Origin of the sequence: Amycolatopsis sp. MEPSY49, from assembly GCF_051337345.1 — a bacterium.
GTDB lineage: Bacteria > Actinomycetota > Actinomycetes > Mycobacteriales > Pseudonocardiaceae > Amycolatopsis.
Genome location: NZ_JBDLYJ010000006.1, coordinates 104,331 through 117,984, shown reverse-complemented (window position 1 = coordinate 117,984; position 13,654 = coordinate 104,331). Strand labels below are relative to the sequence as shown.

The 13,654-nt window shown below is 71.5% G+C and carries 13 protein-coding genes; 7 read left to right on the top strand and 6 right to left on the bottom strand.

Annotated features, from left to right (window positions below; genetic code table 11):
* Positions 1 to 22: 22 nt before the first annotated feature.
* The 4 genes from ABFJ78_RS26690 (at position 23) to ABFJ78_RS26675 (ending at position 4,143) form a co-directional block, all read left to right on the top strand.
* Positions 23 to 922: a TIGR03620 family F420-dependent LLM class oxidoreductase gene (locus ABFJ78_RS26690; RefSeq protein ID WP_436389221.1), complete on the top strand. Its 900-nt coding sequence runs from the start codon at positions 23 to 25 to the stop codon at positions 920 to 922.
* A complete protein-coding gene (locus ABFJ78_RS26685; protein WP_436389218.1) occupies positions 919 to 1,734 on the top strand; it encodes a TIGR03620 family F420-dependent LLM class oxidoreductase in 816 nt (271 codons plus the stop codon). The genes ABFJ78_RS26690 and ABFJ78_RS26685 overlap by 4 nt, the downstream gene beginning before the upstream one ends.
* 128 nt (positions 1,735 to 1,862) lie before the next feature.
* The gene (locus tag ABFJ78_RS26680) at positions 1,863 to 3,191 is read left to right on the top strand and encodes an ankyrin repeat domain-containing protein (RefSeq protein WP_436389216.1); all 1,329 of its coding nucleotides are present in this window, start codon (positions 1,863 to 1,865) and stop codon (positions 3,189 to 3,191) included.
* Positions 3,192 to 3,261: 70 nt separating this feature from the next.
* Positions 3,262 to 4,143 carry a nuclear transport factor 2 family protein gene (locus ABFJ78_RS26675; protein WP_436389214.1) on the top strand — a complete coding sequence of 294 codons (882 nt, stop codon included), beginning with the start codon at positions 3,262 to 3,264 and terminating at the stop codon, positions 4,141 to 4,143.
* Here ABFJ78_RS26675 and ABFJ78_RS26670 read toward each other — a convergent pair.
* From ABFJ78_RS26670 to ABFJ78_RS26655, 4 genes are all read right to left on the bottom strand, one after another.
* On the bottom strand, positions 4,140 to 4,418 hold the full coding sequence (locus tag ABFJ78_RS26670) for a DUF397 domain-containing protein (protein WP_086670329.1): 279 nt from the start codon (positions 4,416 to 4,418) through the stop codon (positions 4,140 to 4,142). The genes ABFJ78_RS26675 and ABFJ78_RS26670 overlap by 4 nt on opposite strands.
* Positions 4,419 to 4,503: 85 nt before the next feature.
* Positions 4,504 to 5,517: a ketol-acid reductoisomerase gene (ilvC, locus tag ABFJ78_RS26665; protein ID WP_043780773.1), complete on the bottom strand. Its 1,014-nt coding sequence runs from the start codon at positions 5,515 to 5,517 to the stop codon at positions 4,504 to 4,506.
* A gap of 32 nt (positions 5,518 to 5,549) precedes the next feature.
* Positions 5,550 to 6,056 (bottom strand): acetolactate synthase small subunit, encoded by a 507-nt coding sequence (ilvN, locus tag ABFJ78_RS26660; RefSeq protein ID WP_003080760.1) that lies wholly within the window; start codon positions 6,054 to 6,056, stop codon positions 5,550 to 5,552.
* A 1-nt stretch (position 6,057) separates the two neighbouring features.
* Entirely contained in the window at positions 6,058 to 7,950 is a 1,893-nt protein-coding gene (locus tag ABFJ78_RS26655) for an acetolactate synthase large subunit (protein ID WP_436389211.1), read from the bottom strand.
* 324 nt (positions 7,951 to 8,274) lie between these two features.
* Between ABFJ78_RS26655 and ABFJ78_RS26650 the strand changes: the two genes are divergently transcribed.
* Together ABFJ78_RS26650 and ilvD are read left to right on the top strand one after the other, a co-directional pair.
* Positions 8,275 to 8,724: a PH domain-containing protein gene (locus ABFJ78_RS26650; RefSeq protein WP_436389209.1), complete on the top strand. Its 450-nt coding sequence runs from the start codon at positions 8,275 to 8,277 to the stop codon at positions 8,722 to 8,724.
* Positions 8,725 to 8,771: 47 nt separating this feature from the next.
* Positions 8,772 to 10,616: a dihydroxy-acid dehydratase gene (gene ilvD, locus ABFJ78_RS26645; RefSeq protein ID WP_436389207.1), complete on the top strand. Its 1,845-nt coding sequence runs from the start codon at positions 8,772 to 8,774 to the stop codon at positions 10,614 to 10,616.
* 237 nt (positions 10,617 to 10,853) lie between these two features.
* Here ilvD and ABFJ78_RS26640 read toward each other — a convergent pair whose 3' ends face one another.
* Positions 10,854 to 11,429, bottom strand: a complete 576-nt coding sequence (locus tag ABFJ78_RS26640; RefSeq protein ID WP_436389206.1) for a DoxX family membrane protein — start codon at positions 11,427 to 11,429, stop codon at positions 10,854 to 10,856.
* 37 nt (positions 11,430 to 11,466) lie between these two features.
* Positions 11,467 to 12,375: an NAD(P)-dependent oxidoreductase gene (locus ABFJ78_RS26635; RefSeq protein ID WP_436389203.1), complete on the bottom strand. Its 909-nt coding sequence runs from the start codon at positions 12,373 to 12,375 to the stop codon at positions 11,467 to 11,469.
* Between the two features lie 65 nt (positions 12,376 to 12,440).
* On the opposite strand from ABFJ78_RS26635, the gene ABFJ78_RS26630 reads away from it, so the two are divergent.
* Complete coding sequence (locus tag ABFJ78_RS26630; protein WP_436389201.1) at positions 12,441 to 13,646, top strand: PQQ-dependent sugar dehydrogenase; 1,206 nt, start codon at positions 12,441 to 12,443, stop codon at positions 13,644 to 13,646.
* Positions 13,647 to 13,654 lie beyond the last annotated feature (8 nt).

The window sequence follows — 13,654 nt, the reverse complement described above, 5'->3', positions numbered from 1 at the left end:
CACATTACTGGAGGGAACGAGGATGACCCTGATCGAAGACACGCGGGCGCGGCTCGGCGCATTCGGCGCCTGGCTGCCCAGCGCGCCCCTGGCACCACCCCCGGACATCGAGCGCGCGGCCACCCGGCGGCTCGCCGAAGCCGGCTACGGCTCGGTGTGGAGCGGCGAAGGACCCGGCACCCGCGAGGTGTTCGCCCACTTCGGCGACCTCCTGGCCACGGTGCCGGACGTCGTGCTCGGCACCGGCATCGCGAACGTCTGGGCCCGGCGCGGGACGACCGCGTACAAGGGCGGGGCGACGCTCGCCCAGGCCCGCCCGGGCCGGTTCGTGCTCGGCATCGGCGTCGGGCACGCGTTCCAGGCGGCGAAGCTCGGCGAGGACTACCGCCCGATCGACCGGATGCGGGACTACCTGTCCGAAATGGACACCACCGCGGCCGAAAGCCCTTCGCCGGTCGCGTTTCCGCGCGTGCTGGCCGCCGTCGGACCGCGGATGCTGGAGCTGGCGCGCGACCACGCCGACGGCGCGCACCCGTTCGCCCAGCCCGTCTCGCACACGCCGTACGCACGGGAAATCCTCGGACCGGACAAGCTGCTGATCCCGCAACAGACCGTGCTGCTCGGCAACCGCGAGGACGCCCGCGAGAGCGTGCGGCGCCGGGTCGCGCAGTCGCGGGAGTACTCCGTCACCGTCTACCTCGCGGGCTGGAAACGGCTCGGCTACACCGAAGCCGACATCGCGGGGCCGAGCGACCGGTTCGTCGACGACCTCGTGGTGTGGGGCGACGCCGCGACGATCGCGAAACGCCTCGGCGAACTCCTGGACGCGGGCGCGGACCACGTGCTGCTGACGCCGTCCGCGGCAACGTTCGAGTCCACTGTGGACGTCCTGCTCGACCTGGCCCCGGAGGTGCTCCGATGAGCGTGGGAATCTGGCGGTTCTTCGACGGCGCCCCGATCACCGAGCTGCGCGACACAGCCGCCGAGGTGGAGGAACTCGGCTTCGCCGCGATCTGGTTCGGCGAGTACGCCGGCCGGGAGGCTTTCACGCAGGCGGGGTTGCTGCTCGCGGCGACGTCGGAGCTGACCGTCGCCACCGGGGTCGCGCGGTTCGACCAACGCTCCCCGCTCGCGGCGGAAGGCGCCATCCGCGCCCTGGGCGAGGCGTACCCGGGCCGGTTCGTCGCGGGACTGGGCGGGCACCGGCCGGGCGCGCGGCCGCTGACGGCGTTGCGCGAGTACCTCGACGGGATGGACGCGGCCGAGCTGCCGGGCCTGCCCCAGCCGTCGCCCCGCCCGCGGCGGGTGCTCGCGGCGCTCGGCCCGAAGCTGCTGGACCTGGCGGCCGAACGCGCCGACGGTGCCCACCCGTACTTCGTCCCGCCGGAGCACACGGCAATGGCGCGCGAGCGGCTCGGCCCGGGCAAGTACCTCGCCGTCGAGCAGGCGGTGGTGCTCGACGCGGCCGCCCGGGACGTGGCCCGGGAGCACGTCGGCCTGTACGTCCGGCAGGCGCCACACCACCAGGCGAACCTGCGCCGGCTCGGCTTCACCGACGACGACCTGGCCGACGGCGGCAGCGACCGCCTGGTCGACGCCGTCGTCGCGGCCGGGGAACAGGCGGTGGCGGACCGGATCCGGGCCCACCTCGACGCGGGCGCCGACCACGTCTGCGTCCAGGTGCTGGCCCGCACGGAGAAGTCCTACCGCAGGCTGGCCGACCTCCTGCCCTGACCGGGGTACGCTGGCGGGGCGCGGCAGGGGCCGCGTCCCGTCCGCGGAAAGGGCCGAGCCCACCCCGGCAGCACCGCACCACCAGCTCCGCACCTTCTTTCCTGCCCGGTGCCGGCGGACCACGGGCGATGAGGAAAGGAGGCACGACGGTGCCCGGTGGACTCAACCTCGAACAGCTCCGCAAGCGCGCGAAAGAGCTCGCGCGCGCGGAAGGCGTCAAACTCGCCGAAGCGCAGTTCCGGGTCGCCCGCGACCACGGTTTCCCGAGCTGGCCGAAGCTGCGGGCGTACGTCCGGCGCGTCACCGAACACGGCGAAGCCCTGCAGCACCCGTACCACCAGGACGTCGAGTACTACGCCGAGCGCGCGCTCGGCCTGCTCGCCTCGGCCGAGGACGAGACGCCCGGCGCACGCGAGCCCTTCGACCGCTGGGAACAGCCCCTCACCCGTGACGGCGCTCGCGCGGTCGTCGCACGGGAACACGGATTCGGTTCCTGGAAGTCACTTCGCGCGCACGTACAGTCCCTTGTGGACAGTGGCGAGCCGTTCGCCCGCGCGTACCGGGCGGTCGAAGCGCGGGACCTCGATGGCCTCGAAAAGCTGCTCGACGAGTTCCCCCGCCTAGTCACCGCCCGCGGCACCAACGGCAACGACCTGCTCGGCATGGCCGGCGCGACGTGCGACGAGCGGCTCAGCCGGCTCCTGCTCGACCACGGCGCCGACCCGGCGCGCGGCAACGTCCACGGCTGGACGCCCCTGCACCAAGCCGCCTACAGCAACCTGCCGCACCTGCTCGCCCTGCTGCTGGAGCGCGGCGCCCCGGTCGACGTCCCGGCCCGCGGCGACGGCGGCACTCCCCTGGTCGTCGCCCTGTTCTGGGGCCACCGCGAAGCCGCGGAGACGCTCGCGAAACACAGCCGGGCGCCGGGCAACCTGCGCGTCGCGGCCGGGCTCGGCGACACCGGCTTCATCGACGAGCTCCTGACTTCGGGCGACCCCGGCGCGCACCGCGGTTTTTACCGTCCCCACAGCGGTTTCCCGGCCTGGCAGCCGACGGACGACCCCGCCGAGGTCGTCGACGAAGCCCTGTCGTGGGCCGCGCGCAACGACCGCGTCGAAGCACTGCGGCTGTTGGTCACGCGGGGCGCCGACGTGAACGCCGACGTCTACCGCGGCACGGCGCTGGCGTGGGCGGCGGCGCAGGGCAGGCTCGCCGCCGTCCGGGCGCTCCTCGACCTCGGCGCCGACGTGAACCACGCGGGCACGTTCGGCGGCCCGAACCACGGCGAGGGCGCCACCGCCCTGCACCTCGCCGCGCAGTCCGGGCACCTCGACGTCATCCGCGCGCTCGTCGAAAACGGCGCGGACGTCGGCGCCCGGGACGCGATCTTCCACAGCACCCCCGGGACGTGGGCGGAGGTGTGCGGGCAGCCGGCCGCCCGGGACCTCCTTCGCTAGACAATCGGAGTCTGTAGTCCGTATCGTTTCAGGCGGACTACAGACTCCGTTTTGCCCACTGGGAGGATTCATGACCACACCTCGCGACGTCTTCACCGCGTTGTCCGACGGCATCAGCGAAGGGCGGTTCGCCGACCTTTCCGCTCTCTACGCCGAAGACACCGTCGTCGAACACCCGCAGGCCGTGCCGCGCCCGACGCGCATCACCGGCCGGGCCGCCGTCCACGAGCGGTTCACCGGTGTCCTCGCCGGGGCGCTGCGGCTCACGCGCAAGAACGTCGTCGTCCACGAGACGACCGACCCCGAGGTCATCGTCGCCGAATACGACTACGACGCCGAGTCGGCCGAAACCGGCCGCACGATCGCGACGGCCAACATCCAGGTGCTGCGCGTCCGCGACGGCCTGATCGTCCACTCCCGCGACTACCACGACTACCTGCGCCTCGCGGCGATCCGCGACGGCGTCGACCAGCTGGCGAAGGCTTACGAGCAGGCGCCGCCGCGCGAGTTGTCGCCGATCGGGCCACGGACGTCGAGCGATCCGAAGAGCCGGCGCGGAGTGTTCGAGCGGCTCGTCTACGGCGTCTCGGACAAACGCGGCGAAGAGCTGGCCGAGCTGTACGCCGAGGAAACGCACGTCACGCACCCGTTCCAGCCGGGCTCGGCCGTGGTACGGACGCGCGAGGAGCTGCGGGCGCACTTCAAGCAGGCCGCGGGGCTGGGCATCGACTTCGAGGCGACCGACCTGGTCACCTACGAGGGCACCGATCCCGAGGTGCTGATCGCGGAGTTCGCCTACCAGGGCGAGTACGGCGGCCGCCCGGTGCGGATCGCCAACATCTTCGCCATGCGGATTCGCGACGGCCTGGTCGTCGAGTCCCGCGACTACGGCGACCACCTCGGCATCGCCGGCGAGCTCGGCAGGATCCCCGAGCTGGCGGCGAAGCTTTAAGCCTCCGCGAGGTCCTCGGGCAGGTCGAACTCGCCGTCGCGGACGCCCTTGACGAACGCGTCCCACTCCGACGGCGTGAAGACGAGGATGACGCCGTCCGGCTTCGCCGACTGCCGCATGGCGGTGTAGGTGACGCCGTCGGTGTGCTCGATGAAGGCGTACTCGACGCAGTCGTCGAGGGTGACGCCCTCCGGCTCCGCCCGGATCCACTCCGCCTTCGTGAAGTCGAGGTGGTGCCGGATGTGCGCCTTGTCGTCGACCGGCTGCTCACTCATGTCACCAGCGTAGCGAAACGACCACCGAACGCACTGAAGGGGACGCCCCTCGCGGGCGTCCCCTTCAGCGTCCTGCCGGAAAGGCTCAGGCGGTCTCGGTGATCGGCCGGTCCACCCACGACATCAGGTCGCGCAGCTTCTTGCCGGTCGCCTCGATCGGGTGCTGGTTGCCCTGCTCCTCGAGCTTGGTGAAGTTCGGCCGGCCGGCCTCGTCCTCGGCGACCCATTCGCGGGCGAACGTGCCGTCCTGGATCTCGCCGAGGATCTTCTTCATCTCTTCCTTGACCGCCGGCGAGATGACGCGCGGGCCGCGGGTCAGGTCGCCGTACTCGGCGGTGTCGGAGATCGAGTAGCGCTGGCGCGCGATGCCGCCCTCGTACATGAGGTCGACGATCAGCTTCAGCTCGTGCAGCACCTCGAAGTAGGCGATCTCCGGGGCGTAGCCGGCCTCGGTGAGCACCTCGAAACCGGTCTGCACCAGCGCGGACGCGCCACCGCAGAGCACGGCCTGCTCGCCGAAGAGGTCGGTCTCCGTCTCTTCCTTGAACGTCGTCTTGATGACACCGGCGCGGGCGCCACCGATGGCGGCCGCGTAGGAGAGGGCGAGCGCCTGGGCGTTGCCGGAGGCGTCCTGCTCCACGGCGATGAGCGCCGGGACGCCCTTGCCGTCGACGAACTGGCGGCGCACCAGGTGGCCCGGGCCCTTCGGGGCGACCATGGCGACGTCGACGTTGGCCGGCGGCTTGATCAGGTCGTAGCGGATGTTGAAGCCGTGCCCGAAGAAGATCGCGTCGCCGTCCTTGAGGTTCGGCGCGATGTCCTGCTCGTAGATGAAGCGCTGCTTGGTGTCCGGCGCCAGGATCATGATCAGGTCGGCTTCGGCCGACGCCTCGGCCGGGGTGAGCACGCGCAGGCCCTGCTCCTCGGCCTTCGCCCGCGACTTGGACCCCTCGGGCAGGCCGATGCGGACGTCGACGCCGGAGTCGCGCAGGCTCAGCGAGTGGGCGTGGCCCTGGCTGCCGTAGCCGATGACAGCGACCTTGCGCCCCTGGATGATCGAGAGGTCGGCGTCGTCGTCGTAGAAGATTTCCACTGCCATGGGGGTACTGCTTCCTTTCCTGACTTACTTCTCTATCGCGGTGATGTGGCGGTGATCGAACGGGCGCCGCGACCCACCGCGACCATGCCGGACTGCACGAGTTCGCGGATGCCATACGGCTCCAGCATCCGCAGCAACGCACCGATCTTGTCGGACGTCCCGGTGGCCTCGACGGTGAGTGCCTCCGGAGAGACGTCCACCACCTTGGCCCGGAAGAGCTGGACGGTTTCGAGGACCTGGCTGCGCACGGTGTTGTCGGCGCGCACCTTCACCAGCAGCAGTTCGCGCTGCACGGCGGTCGACTGCTCCAGCTCGACGATCTTGATCACGTTGACCAGCTTGTTGAGCTGCTTCGTCACCTGTTCGAGCGGTAGCTCTTCCACGGCGACCACGATCGTCATGCGGGACACCTCGGGGTTTTCCGTGGGCCCGACGGCGAGGGACTCGATGTTGAACCCGCGGCGGGAGAACAGGCCCGAGACGCGCGCGAGCACACCCGGCTTGTTCTCGACCAGCACACTCAGCGTGTGGACGCTCATCTCAGCGCTCACCCTCCCCGGCGGCTTCCGCGGCAGCCTCGGTCGTCTCGACCGAAACCTCGTCGTCGTCGAACAGCGGCCGGATGCCCCGGACCGCCATGATCTCGTCGTTGCCGGTGCCTGCGGCGACCATCGGCCACACCTGGGCATCCTTCCCCACGACGAAGTCGATCACGACGGGGCGGTCGTTGATCTCCATCGCGCGGCGGATGGTGGCGTCGACGTCTTCCTTCGTCTCGCACCGCAGGCCGGCGCAGCCCAGCGCTTCGGCCAGCAGCACGAAGTCCGGGATGCGGTGCTTGTGCGTGCCGAGGTCGGTGTTGGAGTACCGCTCCGAGTAGAAGAGGTTCTGCCACTGCCGGACCATGCCCAGGTTGCCGTTGTTGATGACGGCGACCTTGATCGGCGCGCCCTCGATCGCGCAGGTGGCCAGCTCCTGGTTGGTCATCTGGAAGCAGCCGTCGCCGTCGATCGCCCAGACCTGCTTGTCCGGGACGCCGAACTGCGCGCCCATCGCGGCCGGCACCGCGTAGCCCATGGTGCCGAGCCCGCCGGAGTTGATCCAGGTGCGCGGGTTCTCGTACTTGACGAACTGCGCGGCCCACATCTGGTGCTGGCCGACGCCGGCGGCGTAGACCGCGTCCGGGCCGACGAGCTCGCCGATCCGCTCGATGACGTACTGCGGCGACAGCGAACCGTCGTCCGGCCACTCGTAGCCGGCCGGGTAGGTCTTGCGCCAGTCGTCGAGCAGCGTCCACCAGTCGGCGAGGTCGGGCTTGCCGCCGTGCTCGAACTCCGTGGTGACGGCGGCGATCAGCTCGCCGATGATCTCCTTGCAGTCGCCCACGATCGGGACGTCGGCCTTGCGGTTCTTGGAGATCTCGGCCGGGTCGATGTCGGCGTGCACGATCGCGGCGTCCGGCGCGAACGACGACAGCTGGCCGGTGACCCGGTCGTCGAACCGGGCGCCGAGCGCGACCAGCAGGTCGGCGCGCTGCATCGACGCGACCGCGGCGACCGAGCCGTGCATGCCCGGCATGCCGAGGTGCTGCGGGTGCGAGTCGGGGAACGCGCCGCGCGCCATCAGCGTCGTGACGACCGGGATGCCGGTCAGCTCGGCGAGCTGCTTCAGCTGCGCGTGCGCCTCCGCCTTGATGACGCCGCCGCCGACGTAGAGCACCGGGCGGCGCGACTTCGCGATGAGCTTCGCGGCTTCGCGGACCTGCTTGCCGTGCGGGCGCAGCGTGGGGCGGTAGCCCGGCAGCCGCAGCTCCGTCGGCCAGGAGAACGAGGTCATCTCCTGCAGCACGTCCTTGGGGATGTCCACCAGGACCGGGCCGGGCCGGCCCGTGGACGCCAGGTGGAACGCCTCGGCGATGGTCCGCGGGATGTCCACGGGGTCGGTGACGAGGAAGTTGTGCTTGGTGATCGGCATGGTGATGCCGCAGATGTCGGCCTCCTGGAACGCGTCGGTGCCGATCAGCGCCCGGGACTGCTGCCCGGTGATGGCGACGACCGGGACGGAGTCCATGTTCGCGTCGGCCAGCGGGGTGACCAGGTTGGTCGCGCCCGGGCCCGACGTCGCCATGCAGACGCCGACCTTGCCGGTGGCCTGCGCGTAGCCGGTGGCGGCGTGGCCCGCGCCCTGCTCGTGGCGGACCAGGACGTGGCGGACCTTCGTCGAGTCCAGCAGCGGGTCGTAGGCGGGCAGGATGGTGCCGCCCGGAATGCCGAAGACCACCTCGGCGCCGACCGCCTCGAGCGAGCGCACGAGGGACTGCGCGCCGGTGACGCGCACCGGGGTTCCCGCCGGTGGCGCCGGCTTCGGACGTGCTCCGGGCGTTCCGGGCGTCGGCCCGGGTTTCGCGTCGCTGCGCGACGTGGCACTGGTCATCGGTTCTGCCTCGTGGGTCTCGGTGTCACTCGTTCGGGTCGGTTTTGTGCGGTGGGGCGGGGAATCTCTTCCCTAGGGCAACAAAAAACCCTCGCCGACCGTAAGGTCGCACGAGGGTTCGCGCGTCGACGCAGCGGAAAGTCTTCCCTAAGCGTCGACGCGCTTGGGAAGTACGAGGCCGGTCAGCGGTGTCACGACGCTGACGCTAGTCCGAAGGTCTCTCGGGTGTCAACTCTGCGGGACGACGTGTCCGCATCGTGGACGCGGGTCACACCCGCGCGACCCGGGTTCGGGCCGGTCGCGCGCGCGGTGCACCATTTCCGGGTGGCCGAAAAAGAGCAGGACGAAGGCCGGAAGGCCGTCTTCCGCATCCCCCGCACGTCGTTCATGGCGATCGCCCTCCTGACGATCTGCGTGACGCCGGTCGCGCTCGGGGACATCCCGTACTTGCAGTGGCTCTACCTTTTCCCCATCGCGCTCGCGGTGTTCGTGATCCGGACCCGCACGATCGCGACCCGCGAAGGACTGGCCACCCGCACGATGTTCGGCCACCGCGACGTCCCGTGGTCGGCACTGAAGGGCCTGGCGATCACCAAGAAGTCGCGGGTGCAGGCGGTGCTCAAGGACGACACGAAGGTGCCGCTGCCGACCGTGCGGACCCGGCACCTGCCGGTGCTGTCGCTGGTCAGCGAGGGTCTGGTCGCGGATCCGAGCGGGCTCTTGGACTCCGACGACATCAAGCCCGGCCAGTCCAAGGCGTCACCGGCGGAGTAAATTGGTCCTACCAGTTTCGCCGGCCATCCTTTGACCTGGGAGTTTCCGTGCCGCCTCTCCGTTCCCGGACCACCACCCACGGCCGCAACGCGGCGGGCGCGCGCTCGCTCTGGCGCGCCACCGGCATGACCGACAGCGACTTCGGCAAGCCGATCGTGGCGATCGCCAACTCCTACACGCAGTTCGTGCCCGGCCACGTGCACCTCAAGGACCTCGGCGAGATCGTCGCCGACGCGGTCAAGGAAGCCGGCGGCGTCGCGCGCGAATTCCACACCATCGCCGTCGACGACGGCATCGCCATGGGCCACTCCGGCATGCTCTACTCGCTGCCTTCGCGCGAGATCATCGCCGACTCGGTCGAGTACATGGTCAACGCGCACCAGGCCGACGCCCTGGTGTGCATCTCCAACTGCGACAAGATCACCCCGGGCATGCTCAACGCCGCGATGCGGCTCAACATCCCGGTGGTGTTCGTCTCCGGCGGCCCGATGGAGGCCGGCAAGGCGGTCGTCGTCGGCGGCGTCGCGCAGGCCCCGACCGACCTGATCACGGCGATCGCCGCGTCGGCCAGCCCCGAGGTCGACGAGGACGGGCTGTCCGTCGTCGAGCGCTCGGCCTGCCCGACGTGCGGGTCGTGCTCCGGCATGTTCACCGCGAACTCGATGAACTGCCTCACCGAGGCGCTGGGCTTGTCGCTGCCGGGCAACGGCTCGACGCTGGCGACGCACGCGGCGCGGCGCGCGCTGTTCGAGGAGGCCGGCCGCACGGTCGTCGAGCTGTGCCGCCGCTGGTACGAAAACGACGACGACTCGGTGCTGCCGCGGTCGATCGCGTCGAAGGCGGCGTTCGAGAACGCGATGGCCCTCGACATGGCGATGGGCGGCTCGACCAACACGGTGCTGCACATCCTCGCCGCCGCGCAGGAGGGTGAGGTCGACTTCACGATCGCCGACATCGACGCGATCGGCCGCCGCGTGCCGTGCCTGTCGAAGGTGGCGCCGAACTCGGACTACCACATGGAGGACGTCCACCGCGCGGGCGGGATCCCGGCGATCCTGGGCGAGCTGTACCGCGGCGGGCTGCTGAACACCGACGTGCGCTCGGTCCACTCCGACGACCTCGACTCGTGGCTTTCCACCTGGGACATCCGGGCCGAGTCGCCCTCCCCTGTCGCTCTCGAGCTGTTCCACGCGGCGCCGGGCGGAGTGCGCACGACGCAGGCGTTCTCGACCTCGAACCGCTGGTCGTCGCTGGACACGGACGCGGCGGGCGGCTGCATCCGCGACGTCGAGCACGCGTACACGAAGGACGGCGGCCTGGCGATCCTCCGCGGCAACCTGGCGGAGAACGGCGCGGTGATCAAGGCCGCGGGCATCGACGAGGACCTGTGGCACTTCGAGGGCCCGGCGCGGGTGCTGGAGAGCCAGGAGGAGGCGGTGTCGGCGATCCTCAAGAAGGAGATCCAGCCGGGCGAGGTGCTGGTGATCCGCTACGAGGGTCCCGCGGGCGGCCCGGGCATGCAGGAAATGCTGCACCCGACGGCGTTCCTCAAGGGCTCGGGCCTGGGCAAGAAGTGCGCGTTGATCACGGACGGCCGGTTCTCGGGCGGGTCATCGGGGATTTCGGTGGGCCACATCTCCCCGGAGGCCGCGGCGGGCGGCCTGATCGGCCTGGTGGAGAACGGCGACCGGATCCTGCTGGACGTCCACGAGCGCCGGCTGGAGCTGCTGGTGGACGCGGAGGTGCTGGCCGAGCGCCGCTCGAAGATGGAGGCGTCGGAGCGGCCGTGGCAGCCGAAGGAGCGCCAGCGCCCGGTGACGGCGGCGCTGCGCGCGTACGCGCGGATGGCGACGTCGGCGGACACCGGCGCGGTCCGCGACGTGAACAAGTAAGGCTGGTTCAAGGCGCCGAAGGCCGTCCCGGCGCCGGGGCGGCCTTCGGCTTTCCGGGGCCCCAGCCGCGACTTTCCCGAGCCCCAGCCGCGCGAGGCCCCCCCCCCCCCGTTTCCGGGACCCAGCCGCGAGGGGGACCCCCGATTTCAACGCTACCGGCGGCCACCGACATTTTCCCGGCCCGGCACCGGAGTTGTCCCCAACCCCGGCCCACATCGCCGAGTTGTCCCCAGGCCGCTACCGCGTCAAAACGATGACCACCACGGCCGCCGCGGCGGCCAGCAGCAGCGAAACCAGCCCCAGCGGCAACGGCCGCTTCCGCCACGGCGTGTTCCGCTCCAGCGAAATCGGCCCGGACCCGGTGAACAGCAGGCTCAGCGCCGACATCCCCAGCAGCAGCTCGAACTCGAAGCCCTGCCCCTGCTGCTCGAAGAACCCGCCGTGGAACTTCGCGTACACCGCGTTCGCCGCGACCCCGAGCAGCCCCGCCGCGGCCAGGGGCGTGAACAGCCCGACGACCACCAGCACCCCGCCGCCCAGCTCGACGATCCCGGTGATCCACGACAGCAGCGTCGTCTGCTTGTGGTAGCCGAACGTCTCCAGCACCCGCGCGAACCCGCCGATGCCCGGCCCACCGAACAGGCCGAACAGGTGCTGCAGGCCGTGCGCGCCCATCGTCGCGCCGAGCCCCACCCGCAGGATCAGCAGGCCGAGGCCCAGCCCGCCCTGGCGTGGGGTGTCGTCGGCGCCGTCGTCCTCGACGCCCGACAGGAGGCTGGTGGGCTGCTGCGAAAAGTCGTCTCCACTGCTCACGCGCGAAGGGTAGGGGATCCGCGACGCCCTGGCGAGCTCAGTACTCGCCGTGGACCAGGTTGTCCGGCAGCTCGCCCCCGGCGTACCGCGCGATCTCCGCCGCCGCGACGGCGTACGACCGCCCTCGCACGCCGCGCACGGCCCCACCGACGTGCGGCGTCAGCAGCAACCCCGGCGCCGTCCACAGCGGGTGCCCCGGAGGCGGCGGCTCGGGGTCGGTGACGTCGAGCGCGGCGCGCAACCGTCCCGTGGTCAATTCGGCGACCAGGGCATCGGTCTCGACGACGGCGCCGCGGGCCACGTTGACCAGCACCGCCCCGTCGCGCATCTCGGCGAGGAACGCCGCGTCGACCATCCCGCGGGTGCGCGAAGTCAGCGGCACCATCAGCACGACGACGTCGTGCAGCCCGAGCAGCGACGGCAGCTCGCGCACGCCGTGCACGCCCTCGCGCGCGGTCATCCCGACCATCGTGCACCGCGCGTCGAACGGCTCGAGCCGGCGCCGCAGGTGCTGCCCGAGGTCGCCGGCGCCGATGATGAGCACCCGCTTGCCCTGCAGCGTGTCCGTGCTCTGCCGCTCCCACCGGCCCTCGCGCTGCGCCGCGCCGAAGACGTCCAGCTTCCGGTACATCGACAGCAGCGCGGCGACTACCCACTCGGCGGTGCTCCCGCCGTGCGCGCCCCGGCACGTCGAGAGCAGGACGCCGTCGGGCACCTTGCCGACCCAGTCCTCGGCGCCGGCGGACAGCAGTTGGATGAGCTTCAGGTTCGGCAGCGTGCGCCACAGCTGCTCGCCCGGCGGGTGCTTGCCCGGGATCAGCACCTCGGCCTTCGCGGCTTCCGCGGGCACGGGTTCGCCCCACTGGTGGCGCACGGGCAGGACCCGCGGCACCTCGGCGAGCACGGTCATGCCCTCGTCGTCGGGGACCAGCACGGTCAGCGTCATGATCCCCAACGTAATCCAGGAGTACTCACCCATGGTTCACGCGGTGGCCCCTAGGCTGGGGGATCATGCGCACTCGGTACCGGTCGGCCCTGCTGGCGATCTTGGCTTGCGGCGTCCTGCTGCCCGCCGGGTGCGCGCGGTTCGACGACACCGCGGCGGGCCAGACGTTCAGCCCGGCGCCCGTGCCCAGCCCCGAGTCGCCGCCGGAGGTCCAGGGCCCGGGCGCGGACTCCGGCGACGGCAAGCAGGCGCGTCCCGGCCAGTCGGCCACCCCCGTCCCGCCGCCGCAGGGCTGCAAGGACTTCGACCCGGCGGTCATCGCGACCTGCCTGGACACCGTCGCGGCGGTGGCCGGCCTGCCGGGTGACGGCTCCACGCCGAGCGCGCTGGCGGGCGAGCGCAAGAGCGGCCGCGTGCTGCTCGCGACGGCGGGCAAGGACGCCACGGACTTCGCGAAGCTCGACGTCCAGGCGGCCGGCGACGGCGGCCTGACCGGGCTCGCGCTGTCGCCGTCGTACGTCGAGGACCAGCTCGTGTTCGCTTACGTGACCACGGCGACCGACAACCGCGTCGTGCGCTTCGCCAAGGGCCAGGCGGCGAAGCCCGTGCTCACCGGCATCCCGAAGGGCGCGACCGGCAACCGCGGCACGATCAGCGCCGACAACCGCGGCGCGCTGCTCGTCGCGACCGGCGACGGCGGCAACCCGAACGCCGCCGCCGACCCGAACTCGCTCGCCGGGAAGGTCCTGCGGATCGACACGTCCGGCAAGGCCGCGGCGGGCAACCCGAACGGCTCCCTGGTCGTGGCGGCCGGGCTGCACGCGCCGGGCGGGCTGTGCACGTCCGCCGACGGCGGCCGCGTCTGGGTCACCGACCGGCTCGCCGACAAGGACGCCCTCTACCGCGTGCAGGCCGGGCAGCCGCTGACGACGCCGGCGTGGACGTGGCCGGACAAGCCCGGTGTCGCGGGTTGTGCGGATTTCGTCGACGCGAACGGCCTCCTCGGCGTCGCGACGTCGCTGGCCGGGAACCTGCAGAACCTGCCGGTGACGGCGGACGGCGCGATCAGCGGCAAGCCGTCGGTGAGCCTCGACGGCAAGACCGGCAAGCCGCCGGAGACGTTCGGGCGGCTCGCCGGGATGAGCATGATCAACCCGCAGCTCGCGGTCGCCGGCACGGTCAACAAGGACGGCGGCACGCCGGTGTCGAGCGACGACCGCGTCGTGCTGATCACCCCGGCGACCTCCGGCGGCGGCAACGGCAAGGACTGACTTCCCGG

Bases quoted from the DNA above. Each gene is read 5' to 3' on its own strand.
- ABFJ78_RS26690 (WP_436389221.1), top strand. From the start codon at position 23: ATGACCCTGATCGAAGACACGCGGGCGCGGCTCGGCGCATTCGGCGCC.
- ABFJ78_RS26685 (WP_436389218.1), top strand. From the start codon at position 919: ATGAGCGTGGGAATCTGGCGGTTCTTCGACGGCGCCCCGATCACCGAG.
- ABFJ78_RS26680 (WP_436389216.1), top strand. From the start codon at position 1,863: ATGAGGAAAGGAGGCACGACGGTGCCCGGTGGACTCAACCTCGAACAG.
- ABFJ78_RS26675 (WP_436389214.1), top strand. From the start codon at position 3,262: ATGACCACACCTCGCGACGTCTTCACCGCGTTGTCCGACGGCATCAGC.
- ABFJ78_RS26670 (WP_086670329.1), bottom strand. From the start codon at position 4,418: ATGAGTGAGCAGCCGGTCGACGACAAGGCGCACATCCGGCACCACCTC.
- ilvC (WP_043780773.1), bottom strand. From the start codon at position 5,517: ATGGCAGTGGAAATCTTCTACGACGACGACGCCGACCTCTCGATCATC.
- ilvN (WP_003080760.1), bottom strand. From the start codon at position 6,056: ATGAGCGTCCACACGCTGAGTGTGCTGGTCGAGAACAAGCCGGGTGTG.
- ABFJ78_RS26655 (WP_436389211.1), bottom strand. From the start codon at position 7,950: ATGACCAGTGCCACGTCGCGCAGCGACGCGAAACCCGGGCCGACGCCC.
- ABFJ78_RS26635 (WP_436389203.1), bottom strand. From the start codon at position 12,375: ATGACGCTGACCGTGCTGGTCCCCGACGACGAGGGCATGACCGTGCTC.
- ABFJ78_RS26630 (WP_436389201.1), top strand. From the start codon at position 12,441: ATGCGCACTCGGTACCGGTCGGCCCTGCTGGCGATCTTGGCTTGCGGC.